Annotated in this window: 11 protein-coding genes; 4 read left to right on the top strand and 7 right to left on the bottom strand. The window is 72.6% G+C overall.

Going from position 1 to position 14,748, the window contains the following annotated elements; genetic code table 11:
• Positions 1–82: 82 nt before the first annotated feature.
• Positions 83–1,174, bottom strand: a complete 1,092-nt coding sequence (locus tag ACWDNY_RS18980; RefSeq protein ID WP_451646915.1) for an ATP-dependent DNA ligase — start codon at positions 1,172–1,174, stop codon at positions 83–85.
• A gap of 74 nt (positions 1,175–1,248) precedes the next feature.
• Between ACWDNY_RS18980 and ligD the strand changes: the two genes are divergently transcribed.
• The gene (ligD, locus tag ACWDNY_RS18975; RefSeq protein WP_451646914.1) at positions 1,249–2,274 is read left to right on the top strand and encodes a non-homologous end-joining DNA ligase; all 1,026 of its coding nucleotides are present in this window, start codon (positions 1,249–1,251) and stop codon (positions 2,272–2,274) included.
• Between the two features lie 42 nt (positions 2,275–2,316).
• Here the strand turns inward: ligD and ACWDNY_RS18970 are convergent, their stop codons facing one another.
• Complete coding sequence (locus ACWDNY_RS18970; protein ID WP_451646943.1) at positions 2,317–4,473, bottom strand: OmpL47-type beta-barrel domain-containing protein; 2,157 nt, start codon at positions 4,471–4,473, stop codon at positions 2,317–2,319.
• 44 nt (positions 4,474–4,517) lie between these two features.
• On the bottom strand, positions 4,518–7,022 hold the full coding sequence (locus tag ACWDNY_RS18965) for a ThuA domain-containing protein (RefSeq protein WP_451646913.1): 2,505 nt from the start codon (positions 7,020–7,022) through the stop codon (positions 4,518–4,520).
• Between the two features lie 179 nt (positions 7,023–7,201).
• Between ACWDNY_RS18965 and ACWDNY_RS18960 the strand changes: the two genes are divergently transcribed.
• Together ACWDNY_RS18960 and ACWDNY_RS18955 are read left to right on the top strand one after the other, a co-directional pair.
• Positions 7,202–8,164 (top strand): multicopper oxidase domain-containing protein, encoded by a 963-nt coding sequence (locus ACWDNY_RS18960; RefSeq protein ID WP_451646912.1) that lies wholly within the window; start codon positions 7,202–7,204, stop codon positions 8,162–8,164.
• Positions 8,165–8,260: 96 nt separating this feature from the next.
• Positions 8,261–9,340, top strand: coding sequence for a LacI family DNA-binding transcriptional regulator (locus ACWDNY_RS18955; protein ID WP_451646911.1), 1,080 nt, complete (start codon positions 8,261–8,263; stop codon positions 9,338–9,340).
• Between the two features lie 348 nt (positions 9,341–9,688).
• Here the strand turns inward: ACWDNY_RS18955 and ACWDNY_RS18950 are convergent, their stop codons facing one another.
• Both ACWDNY_RS18950 and ACWDNY_RS18945 read right to left on the bottom strand, forming a co-directional pair.
• A complete protein-coding gene (locus ACWDNY_RS18950) occupies positions 9,689–10,480 on the bottom strand; it encodes a VOC family protein (protein WP_451646910.1) in 792 nt (263 codons plus the stop codon).
• Positions 10,481–10,574: 94 nt separating this feature from the next.
• Positions 10,575–11,750, bottom strand: coding sequence for a MalY/PatB family protein (locus ACWDNY_RS18945; protein WP_451646942.1), 1,176 nt, complete (start codon positions 11,748–11,750; stop codon positions 10,575–10,577).
• A 458-nt stretch (positions 11,751–12,208) separates the two neighbouring features.
• Here ACWDNY_RS18945 and ACWDNY_RS18940 point away from each other — a divergent pair, with 458 nt between their 5' ends.
• Positions 12,209–12,454: a WhiB family transcriptional regulator gene (locus ACWDNY_RS18940; protein WP_451646909.1), complete on the top strand. Its 246-nt coding sequence runs from the start codon at positions 12,209–12,211 to the stop codon at positions 12,452–12,454.
• Between the two features lie 11 nt (positions 12,455–12,465).
• Here ACWDNY_RS18940 and ACWDNY_RS18935 read toward each other — a convergent pair whose 3' ends face one another.
• Positions 12,466–13,443: an acyl-ACP desaturase gene (locus ACWDNY_RS18935; protein WP_451646908.1), complete on the bottom strand. Its 978-nt coding sequence runs from the start codon at positions 13,441–13,443 to the stop codon at positions 12,466–12,468.
• A 220-nt stretch (positions 13,444–13,663) separates the two neighbouring features.
• On the bottom strand, positions 13,664–14,440 hold the full coding sequence (ddaH, locus tag ACWDNY_RS18930; protein WP_451646907.1) for a dimethylargininase: 777 nt from the start codon (positions 14,438–14,440) through the stop codon (positions 13,664–13,666).
• Positions 14,441–14,748 lie beyond the last annotated feature (308 nt).

The raw sequence follows: 14,748 nt of genomic DNA, 5'->3' as shown, positions 1-14,748 counted from the left end.
TGGATCGCCCGGTTCACCCCGCGGCCGCCCCGGAACCTGCCTGCTGCTCCCCCTCGCAGCCCCGGGCGGGTCCGGGGCCGGCTCAGGCGCCTGACCCGGCCCCGGACCCGCCCGAGCCGAGGATCTGCGCCAGGTCGTAGCGGACGGGTTCCTCGAACTGGGCGTAGGTGCAGCTCTCCGGGGTGCGGTCCGGACGCCAGCGGCGAAAGCGCGCGGTGTGCCGGAACCGCACCCCGTTCTCCATGTGGTCGTAGGCCACCTCGGCCACCCGTTCGGGCCTCAGCGGCACCCAGGACAGGTCCTTCCTGCCCGACCAGCGGCTGGGCGCGCCGGGCAGCCGGGCCGACTCGTGGGCCGCCTCCTCCGACCAGGCAGCCCACGGGTGCCCGGCGACGTCGTCCATGCGCAGCGGCGCCAGCTCCTCGATCAGCTCGGCGCGCCGCTTCATCGGGAAGGCCGCCGCCACGCCGACGTGCTGGAGTTCCCCGCGGTCGTCGTACAGGCCGAGCAGCAGCGACCCGACGACGGGCCCGCTCTTGTGGAGGCGGTAGCCGGCCACGACGACGTCCGCCGTGCGCTCGTGCTTGACCTTGAACATGGCCCGCTGGTCCTGGAGGTAGCGCACTCCTGGCGGCTTGGCGACGACCCCGTCGAGGCCCGCCCCCTCGAACTGCTCGAACCACTGCCGGGCCACCTCGATGTCGGTGGTCGCCGGCGCCACGTGCACGGGCGCGGTGACCCCCTCCAGCGCCTCGACCAGCAGCGCCCGCCGCTCGGCCAGGGGAGCGTCCAGCAGCGACTCGCCGTCCAGGGCCAGCAGGTCGAACGCCACGAACGACGACGGCGTCCGCTCGGCCAGCATCCGCACCCGGGACTGCGCCGGGTGGATGCGCTCGCTCAGCGCGTCGAAGTCCAGCCGGCCCTCCCGCGCGACGACGATCTCCCCGTCCACCACGCAGCGCTCGGGCAGCCGCTCCTTCAGCGCCGCCACCAGCTCGGGGAAGTACCGGGTGAGCGGCTTGCCGGTACGGCTGCCGAGCTCGACCTCGTCGCCGTCGCGGAACACGATCGCCCGGAACCCGTCCCACTTCGCCTCGTAGTGCATGCCCGCGGGGATGCGCGCCACCGCCTTGGCGAGCATCGGCTTCACGGGGGGCATCACCGGCAGATCCATGGTCCGATTCTGCGCGCCCGCGTCCCCGCCCGCCCGGTGTGCGGGGCACCCGCGGTACGCCTACGGTGGCTCGCATGGGCGATGCGGTGGAACTTCACGTGGCCGGCAGGACCGTGCGGCTGTCCAGCCCCGGCAAGGTGTTCTTCCCCGAGCGCGGTTTCACCAAGCTGGACCTGGCCCGGTACTACGCGGCCGTCGGCCCCGGCATCCTGCGCGCCCTGCGCGACCGCCCCACCACCCTGGAGCGCTACCCGGACGGCGTCGGCGGCGAGTCGTTCTTCCAGAAGCGGGCCCCCAAGGGCATGCCCGACTGGATCCCCACCGCGCACATCACCTTCCCCAGCGGCCGCAGCGCCGACGAGATGTGCCCCACCGAGGAGGCGGCCGTGGTGTGGGCCGCCCAGTACGGCACGCTCACCTTCCACCCGTGGCCGGTGCGCTGCACCGACGTCGACCACCCCGACGAGCTGCGCCTCGACCTCGACCCGCAGCCCGGCACCGACTACCGGGACGCCGTGCGCGCCGCCGGGGAGCTGCGGGCGGTTCTTCAGGAGTCCGGCGGTCTGCGCGGCTGGCCGAAGACCTCCGGCGGTCGCGGACTGCACGTCTTCGTGCCGATCGAGCCCCGCTGGACGTTCACCCAGGTGCGGCGCGCCGCGATCGCCGTGGGCCGGCAGATGGAGCGCCGGCTGCCGGACCTGGTGACCATCAAGTGGTGGAAGGAGGAACGCGGCAGCCGCGTCTTCCTCGACTACAACCAGACCGCGCGGGACCGCACCATCGCCTCCGCCTACTCCGTGCGTCCCCGCCCGCACGCCCCCGTCTCGGCGCCCCTGCGCTGGGAGGAGGTGGCGGACGCCCGCCCCGAGGACTTCGACCTGGCGACCATGCCGGCCCGCTTCGCCGAACTCGGCGACGTGCACGCCGACATGGACGACCACGCCTTCTCCCTGGAGGCGCTGCTGGAGCTGGCGGCGAAGGACGAACGCGACCACGGGCTCGGTGACCTGCCCTATCCGCCCGAGTACCCGAAGATGGCGGGCGAGCCGAAGCGGGTGCAGCCGAGCCGGGCGAGGAAGGAGGGCCCGGCCGTCTCCTGACGCCCGGACCCCCGACGCACCCTCCGCTCGCGCGGTGGGCGCCTACAGCTCCCTGATCCGGATGTCCCGGTAGGAGACGACGTCGGCCGTGCTGTGCACCTGCAGGCCGATGTAACCGGAGGCGTACCGCCGCCCGTCGGTGCCCGGGTCGTCCGAGCGGGGCGGGTAGAACTCCTGCCCGCCGGTGTTGTCGAACTCGTTGATCAGCACACCGTTGCGGTGGACGGAGTAGTGCTGGCCGACCACGCGGATCTCGTAGTCGTTCCACGTGCCCTTGGGGGTGACGCCGGCCCCGGCGAGGCCGACCCGGTCGAAGCCGTACACCGAGCCCGTCTTGTACATGTCGCCGTCGGGCTGGTCGAACACCTGCACCTCGTGGCCGTACTTGATGGCGGCCCACTCCGGCCGCGGCTCCTCCGGGTGGTCGTGCACCCACGGGAACCGCACGAGGACACCCGAGTTGGCGTTGCCGGTGCCCGGGGCGTCGTCACGCCACTGCAGCCGCAGCGAGAAGTCGCCGTACGTGCGCTGCGGGAACCACAGCATGCCGAGGCCGTCCTTCGTGGTGCCGCTGGTGATCGACCCGTCCGGGTTGAGGGCGAAGGAACCGCCGCCCACCTGCTCCCACCGGGCCAGGGACTCAGCGGTGCCGTCGAAGATCTTCCGGTAGCCCTGGTCCTGACCGGGCCTGCCGATCCCCGACCGGCGGGCGGCCTTCTCGACGGCGCGGTACTCGCGCCGGTCGACGGACCCCTGCGCCAGCAGCCGGTCCAGGACGGTCGTGACGTGCTTGAGGAACAGCGCCTGGGACGTCCACTCCTTCTCGTCCTCGATCAGCTCGTTGATCCGGCAGCGGTTGTCCGTGACCCGGTTCGGCACGCCGGAGTCGACCGTGCCGACGATCACCGTCAGCCGCTCGTCGTACTCCGGGCACGGCGGCGCGGGCACACCGCCGCCCGCCACGACCGTGAAGCTCACCGTCCGCGGCTCGGAGGTGTTGCCTGCCTTGTCGCTCGCCCGGTAGGCGACGGTGTGGGCTCCGGCCCGGTCGACGACGACCGGTGCGGTGTAGGCGAGGTACGGTCCGCCGTCCAGGGAGTACTCGATGCCCGCGAGGCCCGTGCCGCCCTCGTCCGTCGCGCTCACCGTCACCTTGGCGCTGCCGACGTACGCTCCGCGGGAGTCGCGCGTGCCGTCCACGGTCACGCCCGTCACCGGCGGGGTGGTGTCCGACGGGGGCGGGGCGGCGACGGTGAAGGTGACGCTCTTCTCGGCGGAGGTGTTGCCGGCCTTGTCGGTGGCCCGGTAGCGGACGGTGTGGTCACCGAGCCGGTGCACCATGACCGGGGCCGTGTACGCCTGCCAGGCGCCCGAGTCGACCGCGTACTCGACGGCGTTGACGCCGGACCCCGTGTCGGAGGCGGAGACGGTGACGGTCGCCATGTCGAGGTAGGCGCCGTCGGCGTTCCGCTCGCCGCTGACCGTCGCCGACGTCTCCGGCGGCGTGGTGTCGTCGGACGGCGGGGCGGCGACGGTGAAGGTGACGCTCTTCTCGGCGGAGGTGTTGCCGGCCTTGTCGGCGGCCCGGTAGCGGACCGTGTGACTGCCGACCTGGTCGATCACCACGGGGGCGGTGTACGGCTGCCAGGCGTCGGCGGAGTCGACGGCGTACTGGATGCGGTCGACGCCGGATCCGCCCTCGTCGTCGGCGCTGATCGTCACGCTCGCCGACCCCACGTACTCACCCTGGGCGTTCCGCGTGCCCGCCACGCTCGCCGACGCCTCCGGCGCCGTCGTGTCCGAGTCGCCGCCCCCGGTCACCGTCAGCACGCCCTGCATCTGCCCGTGCCCCGGGATCGTGCAGTGGTAGAGGTAGCGGCCCGGTGTGAGCGTGACCTCGGCGGTGTGGCGGCCGCCCTGGTCGTCGTTGGGATTGGCGAGGATGTTGAGCTGGACGTCGGAGTTGTACTCCGGATCCGAGGTCACGAACGTCAGCGTGTGCGGCATTCCGGTGGTGTTGCCGGTGCCCGCGCTGTTCTCGAAGACGATCGTCGCCGTTCCCGCGACCGCCGTCGCCGGCGCCGACGCGTACCGCGTGATGTCGTCGCCGGCGGTCCAGGTGAGCACCTGCGCGGCCGCCGCCCGCGGGGCCTCGCCGCTGCGCCCGGCGGCGGTGCCCGTCTGCAGGCCGAGCAGCATCAGCACGGCGGCCAGGAAGGCCGTGAGGATTCCTCTTTGCCGGGTCACTGTGTCCCCCTCGCCAGATCTCCGGCGGCCGGGGTCGGCCCGCCGCCGGTGTACGTCACCCGCCACAGCGCGGACTTGGAGTCCGAGGTGAAGAAGCCGCGGCCGTAGTCCAGGACGTACAGCGCGCCGTCCGGGCCGAACTTCCAGTCCATGAGGTTCTTGATGCCGTCGTTGCCGATCGGAACGATCTTCTTCAGCGACTCCGAGTGCACCGGCAGCCCGCCCTCGCCCTGCGTCCTGGTGTCCATCAGGACGGCGTTGCGGGGCTGGTCCGCGTCGTAGAAGTCGCCGACGAACCACTTGCCGTCCCAGTAGGCGGGCCAGCGCACGTCACCCGTGCCCTCCGCGTCGTACCGGTAGACGGGCCCGTCCATCGCGGCCTGCCCGCCGCCCTTGAGCCAGGGCAGCCGGTAGGTGGCCTCCTCCTTCTTGTACGACGGAACACCGTGGGCGTCCCGCGGGTAGTCCGGCGCGCCGCCCTGCGGCGAGTACCAGATGTTGTTCCCGGTGACCGGCGGGAGGTCGACCAGGCCGTCGTTGTTGGGCGACTCGTTCTTCGGGTGGTCGCAGTCGTACCAGCCGAGCGGCTTGGACGGGTCCGGCAGGTTCCGGTCGCGGTAGGGCTGCTTGTCGCCCATGCAGTACGGCCAGCCCCGGTTGCCCGCCCTGGTGATGACGGCGAACGTGTCGTACTTGGCCGGTCCCCAGGTCGTCGACGGCTCGGTCGCGTCCGGGCCGACCCAGCCCGCGTAGAGGACGTCCGTCTTCTTGTCGACGGAGATGCGCGCCGGGTTGCGCACGCCCATCACGTAGATCTCGCCGCGGGTCTTGCCGCCGCCCTCGTCGGTCTCCCTGCCGGTGAAGAGGTTGCCGTCGGGGATCGTGTACGTCCCGTCCGGCTCCGGGTGGATGCGCAGGATCTTGCCGTTGAGGTTGTTGGTGTTGCCCGCGGTGCGGCGCGCGTCGGCGAAGGACACGCCCTTGTAGGTGGGCTGCGGGTTGTTGCCGGAGTAACCGCCGCTGAAGCCGCTGGAGTTGTTGTCGCCGGTGGCGATGTACAGGTTGCCCTTGGAGTCCCAGGCCATGCCGCCGCCCGCGTGGCAGCAGCTGTGCACCTGCACCGGCCAGGTCAGCAGGACCTTCTCGCTCGCCGGGTCCAGCTTGTCGGTGGCGAGGTCCAGGGTGAAGCGGGAGACGCGCCGCTGCGCCATGTGCTTGTCGCGGTCGAGCCCGGAGTGGGGCGTGTAGTGCAGGTACACCCAGCCGTTCTGCTCGAAGCGCGGGTCGAGTTCGATGCCGAGCAGGCCCTCCTCGACCTTGGTGAGCTCGTCACCGCCGCCCTTGTTGCCGAAGACCGTCAGCTCACCGGCCAGGGTGACCTTCTTCGTCCTGGGGTCCCACACGTGGACCTGCCCGGTGCCCTTGCCGACGTCCGGGTCGCTCCAGTCGGTGACGACCGGCCGGGAGGCGTCGGCGCCGCCGCGTCCGATGTAGAGCACGCGGCCGTCGGGAGCGGTGACCAGGCCGTGCGGCTCGCCGATCTGGTCGTTCTTCCCGGGCTGGTTGGGCTGCGTGAGGCGCTCGGCCTTGTAGTTGGCGGTGATCGTCGCCTTGCAGTCGGCCTGCGCCAGCCGGGTGGTCCACAGCAGCGCGCCGCGCAGGTGCGCGCGGAAGTCCGTCTCGTCGTAGCTGGACGCCGTGCCGCCCATGCCGGTGTAGAACGAGCGGCCGCCGTCGTAGTCGCGGCACCAGCTGATCGGGTGGTCCCAGCCGTTGGCGCCCGTCCCCGGCCGGTACGTCGACTCCCGCACGCGCGCCACCGTGTGCACCTCGCCGGACGGGTTGCGCACCCAGTTCGGCCACTGGTCGGGGCGCTTCCACTCCAGCGGCAGGTCCTTCGTCGCCGGGTGCCGCCGGTCGCCGACCTCGACGGTCGCGCGCTGCACGGCCGTCGGACCCGAGGCGGACGGACGGGCGCCGACGAGCCCGGTGAACCAGTCCGAGTACGGCTCCGCGCGGGCGGCGTCGTGGATGCCGACGAAACCGCCGCCCGCCTCCATGTACGCCTCCAGGCCCGCCTCCTGCTCCGGGTCGAGGACGTCGCCGCCCCCGGTCAGGAACACGACGGCGTTGTAGCGGCCCAGTTTCCGGGCGTCGGTGAAGACGGAGGCGTCGTCGGTCGCCGTCACCTTGAAGCGCTCCCTGGCGGGACCGGACAGGCCGATGCTCTCGATCGCCGCGATGCCGGCGTCGACCACCGGTGACTCGTCCCCGGCCGCGGCGGAGCCGTGGAAGATCAGCACCCTTACGTTCGAGCCGCCCGGCGGCGACGTGATCGACATCGTTGTCATCGGCGCCCCCGGATCCGGGCGCGCGCTGGCGGCGGGGCCGGACAGCAGCCCGGCCGCGACGGCCCCGGCCGTCACGGTGGCCGCCCAGATCCGCCTCCTCGTGCTCAACCTGCTGACGTGCGCGGGTCCTTGGTGCGACGTGGACCGCATGTGGTCACCCACCCCTCGTCGGTCACAGCGAACGCAAAGGAAGCTAGACCTCTTCGCGTGACACGCCAATAGGTATGACCGCAAGTCGACGAACTTTGTCCTGAGTGTGGATAAACTCCTCGGGGGCCGGTACCTTCCTGGGGTCCGGGTGACCTCCGTACCGGCGTGGGGAGTTGGACATGGACCGACGCAGCTTCAACCGGCGGGTGCTGCTGGGCGGCGCGGCCGCGGCGACATCGTTGTCCCTGGCCCCCGAGGCCGCCGCGTCCCCTGACGCCCCGGGCGGCGGCGCGGCGCCCCGCACCGCGCCGGCCGGGGGCGAGGTCAGGCACGTCAGGCTGTACGCGGAGAAGCTGCCCGACGGGCAGATGGGTTACGGCCTGGAGAAGGGCAAGGCCCAGGTGCCCGGCCCGCTGATCGAACTGAACGAGGGCGACACGCTGCACATCGAGTTCGAGAACACCATGGACGTGGCCGTGAGCCTGCACGTCCACGGCCTGGACTACGAGATCTCCAGCGACGGCACGAAGCAGAACCACGGCGACGTCGAACCCGGCGGAACCCGCACCTACACCTGGCGCACGCACGCCCCCGGCCGCCGCAAGGACGGCACCTGGCGGGCCGGCAGCGCGGGCTACTGGCACTACCACGACCACGTCGTCGGCACCGAGCACGGCACCGGTGGCATCCGCAAGGGCCTGTACGGGCCGGTCGTCGTCCGCCGCAAGGGCGACATCCTGCCGGACCGGACGCACACCGTCGTCTTCAACGACATGACCATCAACAACCGCCCGCCGCACACCGGCCCCGACTTCGAGGCCACGGTGGGCGACCGCGTCGAGTTCGTGATGATCACGCACGGCGAGTACTACCACACCTTCCATCTGCACGGTCACCGCTGGGCCGACAACCGCACCGGCCTGCTCACCGGGCCCGACGACGCCAGCCGGATCGTCGACAACAAGATCGTGGGCCCGGCTGACTCCTTCGGCTTCCAGGTGATCGCGGGGGAGGGCGTCGGCGCGGGCGCCTGGATGTACCACTGCCACGTCCAGAGCCACTCCGACATGGGGATGGTCGGCCTGTTCCTGGTCAGAAAACCGGACGGGACGATCCCCGGGTACGAGCCGCACGAGCACTGACGGCGCACGGCCGTCCCGGCTTCGGCGAGAGCGCTCTCACGGTCCGTGACCGGCCGGGGCTATCCTGATCGGCAGCAGCCGGTGAGGAGTTCTGAGGTGACCGAGACAGCGTCGCGTCCCACGTTGGAGGCCGTGGCCGCACGGGCGGGGGTGTCCCGGGCCACCGTCTCCCGCGTGGTGAACGGCGCGGAGGGCGTCAGGGAGCCTCTGGCCGAGCGGGTCCGGCGGGCCGTGGAGGAGCTCGGCTACGTGCCCAACCAGGCCGCCCGCAGCCTGGTGACGAAACGGCACGACGCCGTCGCCGTCATCATCGCCGAGCCGGAGACCCGGGTGTTCGCCGACCCCTTCTTCGGGCTGCAACTGCGCGGCATCTGCAAGGAGCTGACGGCCCACGACTCGCAGGTCGTCCTGCTGCTGACGGAGGGCCGCGACGACCACGCCCGGGTCGGACGCTACCTGGCGGGCGGCCACGTCGACGGCGCCCTCGTCTTCTCCCTGCACCTCGACGACCCTCTGCCGGAGCTGATCCGGACCGCCGGGGTGCCGACCGTGTTCGGCGGACGGCCCGGATGGAGCGAGGGCGCGCCGCCCCCGGCCGCCGCCCCCGGTGGGGCCGAGGGAAGCGCCGGTGTGGCCTACGTCGACAGCGACAACCGCGGTGGGGCCCGCGAAGCCGTCCGCCACCTCGCCCGCCTCGGCCGGACCAGGATCGGGCACATCACCGGCCCTCTCGACCAGACGTCGGCCGTGGACCGGCTCGACGGGTACCGGGACGTCATGGGCGGCACCGATCCCGGGCTGATCGTGCAGAGCGACTTCACCGTCGCCGGCGGTGAGCGCGCGATGCGGGTACTGCTCGACCGGTGCCCCGGTGTGGACGCCGTGTTCGCCGCGAACGACCTGAGCGCCGCGGGGGCCCTGCGCGTGCTGCGCGAGCGGGGACTGCGGGTGCCCGAGGACGTCGCCGTGATCGGCTTCGACGACATGCTGCCGGTCGCCGAGCAGACCGACCCGCCGCTGACCACGGTCCGCCAGAACATAGAGGAGATGGGGCGTCTGATGGCCCGTCTGCTGCTGCGCGGGCTCGACCGGCTCGGCGATCCGTCCGACGGCGCGGCGGGCGGGCCGTCCAGCGTGATCCTGCCCACCACGCTGGTGCGACGGGCCTCCGCGTAGGGCGGCGAGGGCTTCGCGTGGGGCGGCGGCCGGCTTCCGGCCCGCTGGGCCGCCGGCGCGGGCGCACGGTCCGGTTCTGTCGACGTGGGGCACCGTGCGGTCCCGCCGGCGCGGGCGGGCCCGCGCGGGACGGCGGACGCGATCGCCCGGACGTGGTGTGATGCGCTACAGTAGATCTTGAGCACGCTGCCGCAAGCGCGGTGGTGGGCGCGCGTTGGTGGTCCAAGGAAAGACGCCCCGCTTCCTGCGGGGAGATGCAGGTGCAAGGCCTGCCCGGCGCTCAGTGAACCCGCTCCCGGTGCACCGGGAGCGGGTTTTTTCGTGCCCGGGGAGCGGAAGGGCGACCTCTCAGGTCTGCGGGCCCGCGCTCCTGATGAGCGCGAACCGGGCTCCGTAGGGATCGGTCACCTGTGCCACGCGGCCGACCCCCGGGATGTCGGCGGCGGGCACGCGGACCCGGCCGCCGAGCTGCTGCGTCCGGGCGACCGCGGCGTCCGTGTCCGCGACCTCGAAGTACGGCAGCCAGTAGGCGCCGGCCTCCGCCTCGGCGGGGTCGTCGCCCAGCGGGACGATGCCGCCGAACACGGCGTCCTCGCCGCCCTCGCGCGGACCGACGCAGGTGTACGTGCCTCCGGGGAGGGTGGCGGCCGAGGTCTGGAGCCCCAGCGCCCGGTGGTAGAAGGCGGCCGCCGCGGCGACGTCCGGCGTGTGGAGCTCGACCCAGCACAGCGAACCGGGTTCGCCGGCGACGTCGAGGCCCTTCATCGCGCCCGGCTGCCAGATGCCGAACGGCACGCCCGCCTGGTCGGCGAGCATCGCCATGTGTCCCTGGCCCATCACGTCCGCCGGCTGCATCAGCACCCTGCCGCGGGCCTCCTCGGCGGCCTTCGCGGTGGCCCGCGCGTCGGTGCTCTGGAAGTACACGGTCCAGGCAGGCGGGCCCTGCTCCTCGGTGATCTGCATACCGCCGGCCACCGCCCTGCCGTCCAGCTGGAAGAAGCCGTAACCCCCGGCCTCCGGGCCCGCCGACTGGAACTGCCAGCCGAAGAGGCCCTCGTAGAAGGAACGGGCACCGTCGATGTCGGACGTGCCGACGTCCAGCCAGTTCGGGGCGCCGTTGACGAAACGGGTGGTGAGCATCTTCGCGCTCCTTCGAAGGTCCCGCTGTCTGCCCTGCCGAGTCTGGCACCGGCCGCCGGCGAAGGCCGCCGCAACACCGACGCGGGCCGGTGCGTCAGTCCAGACAGGCGGCCATCCGGCGGACGGCCTCGGTGACCAGTTCGGGGGAGGTGGCCAGGTTCATGCGGACGAAGCCCGCTCCGCCGGTGCCGAAGGGCGTCCCGCTGTTCACGGCGACGCGGCCCCGCTGGAGGAAGACTTCCGCGGGATCGTGCCCGAGGCCGAGGCCGCGGCAGTCCAGCCAGGCCAGGTAGGTGCCCGGCGCGGGCATGTAGCGGACGGCGGGCAGGTGCTCGGCCAGCAGACCGGCCAGCAGCCGGCGGTTGCCGTCGAGGCCGCGGAGCACCGCGTCGAGCCAGTCGCCGCCGTCGCGCAGGGCCGCCGTGTGGGCGATGACGCCGAGGTGGCTGGGGCCGTGGCTGACCTCTTCGGGCAGGCGGGCGAGGTCGTCGGCCGACTCCGGCCCGGCGATGGCGAGGGCGGCCTTGAGCCCCGCCAGGTTCCACGCCTTGGACGCCGACATCAGCGACAGCCCGTTCTCGCCGCCGGGAACGGTCAGATACGGCACGAAGGACGCGTCCGGGGCCACGATCGGGGCGTGGATCTCGTCCGCCACGACGCGCACGCCGTGTTCCCGCGCCAGGCGCGCGACCTCGGTCAGCTCGGCGGCGGTGTGCACCGTCCCGGTCGGGTTGTGCGGGCTGCACAGCAGGTACACCGGCCGTTGCGCGCGCCGGGCCGCACGCCGGAACGCGTCCCGCAGCGCGGCGAAGGCGATCCGCCCGTCCGCGCCGAGCGGAGCCTCCACGACGGGGCGGCCCAGGCTGCGCACGAACTGGTAGAACGGCGGGTACACGGGGCAGTTGACGACGACGGGGTCGTCCGGCCCGGAGACCAGCCTGAGCATCTCGACGACGCCCAGCATGACGTCGGGCACGATCGCCGTGCGCTCCACGGCCGGCCCGTCCCAGCCCCAGCGCTCGTAGGCGAACGCGGCGAGCGCCTCCGCGTACGCCGTCCCGGCCGGGTAGCCGGTGTCACCGAGCGCCACCGCCTCCGTGATCGCCCGCGCGACCGGCTCGGCCAGCGGAGCGTCCATCTCGGCCACCCACAGCGGCAGCACGTCCGCCGGGTAGGTACGCCACTTCATGCTGGTCCGCCGGCGCAGCTGCTCCAGGGAGAGCCGGCACAACGGATTGGCGCCGGCCGGCGCGAAGATGTCACCCGACATACTGCCCATGAGCACAAAGTAGCGAACGGAGGCGGACACCGTCCGCCTTCTTCCGGCCGCGGGACGACCGGGCGGCCTGGGCGGCCTGGGCCGCGGGGCCCCCGGGCGGCTTCGGAGTCTGGGCGGCCCCGCGGCCGGCGGCCTGGTGGCTCGGTGGTCCGGGGGGAGCGTGGCGGCCCGGAATCCTGGTGGCCCGGACCCCCGGGCCACGAGGCCCCGGGGGTCCGGTGGCACGACGACCCGGTGGCACGGGGCCCCGCGGACTGGGGCACCGGGCCGCCCGGGTGGTGCGTGGCGCGGCGGCGCTCGGCGCGCCGCCGTGCGTGCCGGGCCGGCCGGGGCGAGCATCGTCAGCCGGCGGGGTCCACCCCGCCGGCGTCGCGCCCCGCAGCCGTGCTGAACGCGACGTTGATCGGGCGTTGAGCAAACGTTTCACGCCGCCCGGCAGGATCCCGCTCATGCATACCGAGACGATCACCCCGGCCGACCCGGCCTGGCAGGCCCAGGCCCTGTGTGCGCAAACCGGGGCGGACTTCTTCTTCCCCGAACCGGGCAGCTCGGTCCGCGAGGCCAAGCGCATCTGCGGCATGTGCGAGCTGCGTTCGGCCTGCCTGGACCATGCGCTGCGCAACGACGAGCGGTTCGGCGTCTGGGGCGGCCTGTCCGAGAAGGAGCGGCTGGCGCTCAGGCGGGTGCGCCAGTAGCGCGGGCGGGGTCAGGCCCGGGCCCGCGCCGCCATCCGGGCCTTGCGGGCCGCCAGCTTCTCGTCGAACGCCCTGGCCTCGGCGTCAAGGCCGTCCAGGAACCGGCCCAGCTCCTCCTGCGCCTGCAGTCCCTGGGGGCCGAAGCCGTCCATCTGCATGACCTTCAGGAACCGCAGCACCGGCTGCAGTACGTCGTCGTGGTGGATGCGCAGGTTGTAGACCTCGCCGATGGCCATCTGGGCGGCCGCCCGTTCGAACCCCGGAATGCCGTGGCCGGGCATGCGGAAGTCGACGACGACGTCCCGCACCGCCTGCATGGTCAGGTCGGGGGCGATCTCGAAGGCCGCCTTCAGCAGGTTGCGGTAGAACACCATGTGCAGGTTCTCGTCGGTCGCGATGCGCGCCAGCATCCGGTCGCAGACCGGGTCACCCGACTGGTGGCCGGTGTTGCGGTGCGAGATGCGGGTGGCGAGTTCCTGGAAGGCGACGTAGGCGATCGAGTGCAGCATCGAGTGACGGTTGTCGGACTCGAAGCCCTCGCTCATGTGAGCCATGCGGAACCGTTCCAGCTTGTCCGGGTCGACCGCGCGCGAGGTGAGCAGGTAGTCGCGCATCACGATGCCGTGCCGGCCCTCCTCGGCCGTCCAGCGGTGCACCCAGGTGCCCCAGGCGCCGTCGCGGCCGAACAGGCTGGCGATCTCGTGGTGGTAGCTGGGGAGGTTGTCCTCGGTCAGCAGGTTCACCACGAGCGCGGTGCGGCCGACCTCCGTGACCTGGGACTGCTCCTTCTCCCAGGCCTCGCCGTCGTCGAAGATGCCGGGGAAGTTGCGGCCGTCGCTCCAGGGCACGTACTCGTGCGGCATCCAGTCCTTGGCGACCTTCAGATGCCGGTCCAGTTCCTTCTCGACCACTTCCTCCAGCGCGTAGAGCAGGCGCGCGTCGGTCCAGGCGGCGGACGGGCTGCCGAGGTGCGGGGAAGTGATCGTCACGTGAACTCCATGGGGACGAGCGAGAGAAGAAACGGAACGCGCCCGGCGAGCGGTGCCGGAACTTACGGGATCGTAGGCTACGAATCCGTAGGTTACGAGTCCGTAGGTTAAGTGTGCCGTAAAGCCGCTGATCAAGCCGTCGAGCCGGGCAGTTCGCGGACTGGCGGAACGGCCCCGCAGCCCCGGGTTCCCGGCTCGTACGGCACGGTCCCCGTTCTGGTCAGGCGTACAACGCCCGCAAGCGGACGGAGAGGCACGTCACACAGCCCTCCAGCTTCTCGAACTCGCTGATGTCGACCACGACCGGTTCGAAGCCGAGGTCGGCCAGCAGTTCCGCCGTCTTGGGCGCGCTCGCCGCCATCAGCAGCCTGCCGCCGCCTAGTTGCACCACATGGCCGCCGGACGGCTCGGGCACCGGCAGGAAGCGGGGGTACAGAGACGGCGTGTCCACCTTGGGGATGTGACCGATGACGGTGCCGTCGGGCAGCGACGTCACCGCCGACTTCAGATGCAGCACCCTGCTCACCGGCACGGCGACGACCCGCGCCCCGAGCGGCTCGAAGGCGGATCGCACCTGCTGCACACCGGCCGCGTTGGTACGTCCGCCGCGGCCGACGTAGACCGTGTCGCCGACCTTCAGCACGTCGCCGCCGTCCAGCGTGCCCGGCTCCCAGACCCAGTTCACCGAGCAGCCCAGGCGGGCCACGGCCTCCTCGACGCCGGCGGTCTCCTCCCGGCGCGACTCGGCGCCGGGCCGGGTGATCAGGGCCACGTTCCGGAACATCACGACCGTGTCCTCGACGAACACCGAGTCGGGGCAGTCGTCGGCCGGGTCCACCTCGATCGTTTCCCAGCCGTGCGTCCGCAGCGCCTCGACGTACGCCTCCCACTGCCGCACCGCGAGTCCGGTGTCGACCCGCTCCCGCTCGATGTGGGTCACCAGGCCCTCGGCGAGGCGCGGACCGGGGCGGCGGACGAGGGCCTTCTTGCTGGGCACGAAAAGTCTCCGTATCGGCGGCTGTTCCTGCGGGCCGGACAGTGCGGCACCGGTTCGCCATCATGCGTCAACCGTGCGCGCCGGCAAAACCTCGCCGTGGGCCCGCGAGCCCTCCTGAGACGCGCCTTCGTGCGGGCCGGGGACGCCGGGGAGCCGCCGGCGCGCACGCCCGGCGCCCGGCCTCCGCCCCGCCCGCACCCGGACGCCCCCCGGCCGCCGCTCCCTGACGGGCACACGTTGCCTGCCGCGGCACTAGTGCCGCGGCAGGCAACGTTCGCCCCGTCGCGACGCCCGGCACGCCCTCTCGC

The organism is Streptomyces sp. NPDC003697, assembly GCF_053587115.1.
Note: the sequence above shows the minus strand (reverse complement) of the source record. Positions and strands in the feature narration are given on the sequence as shown.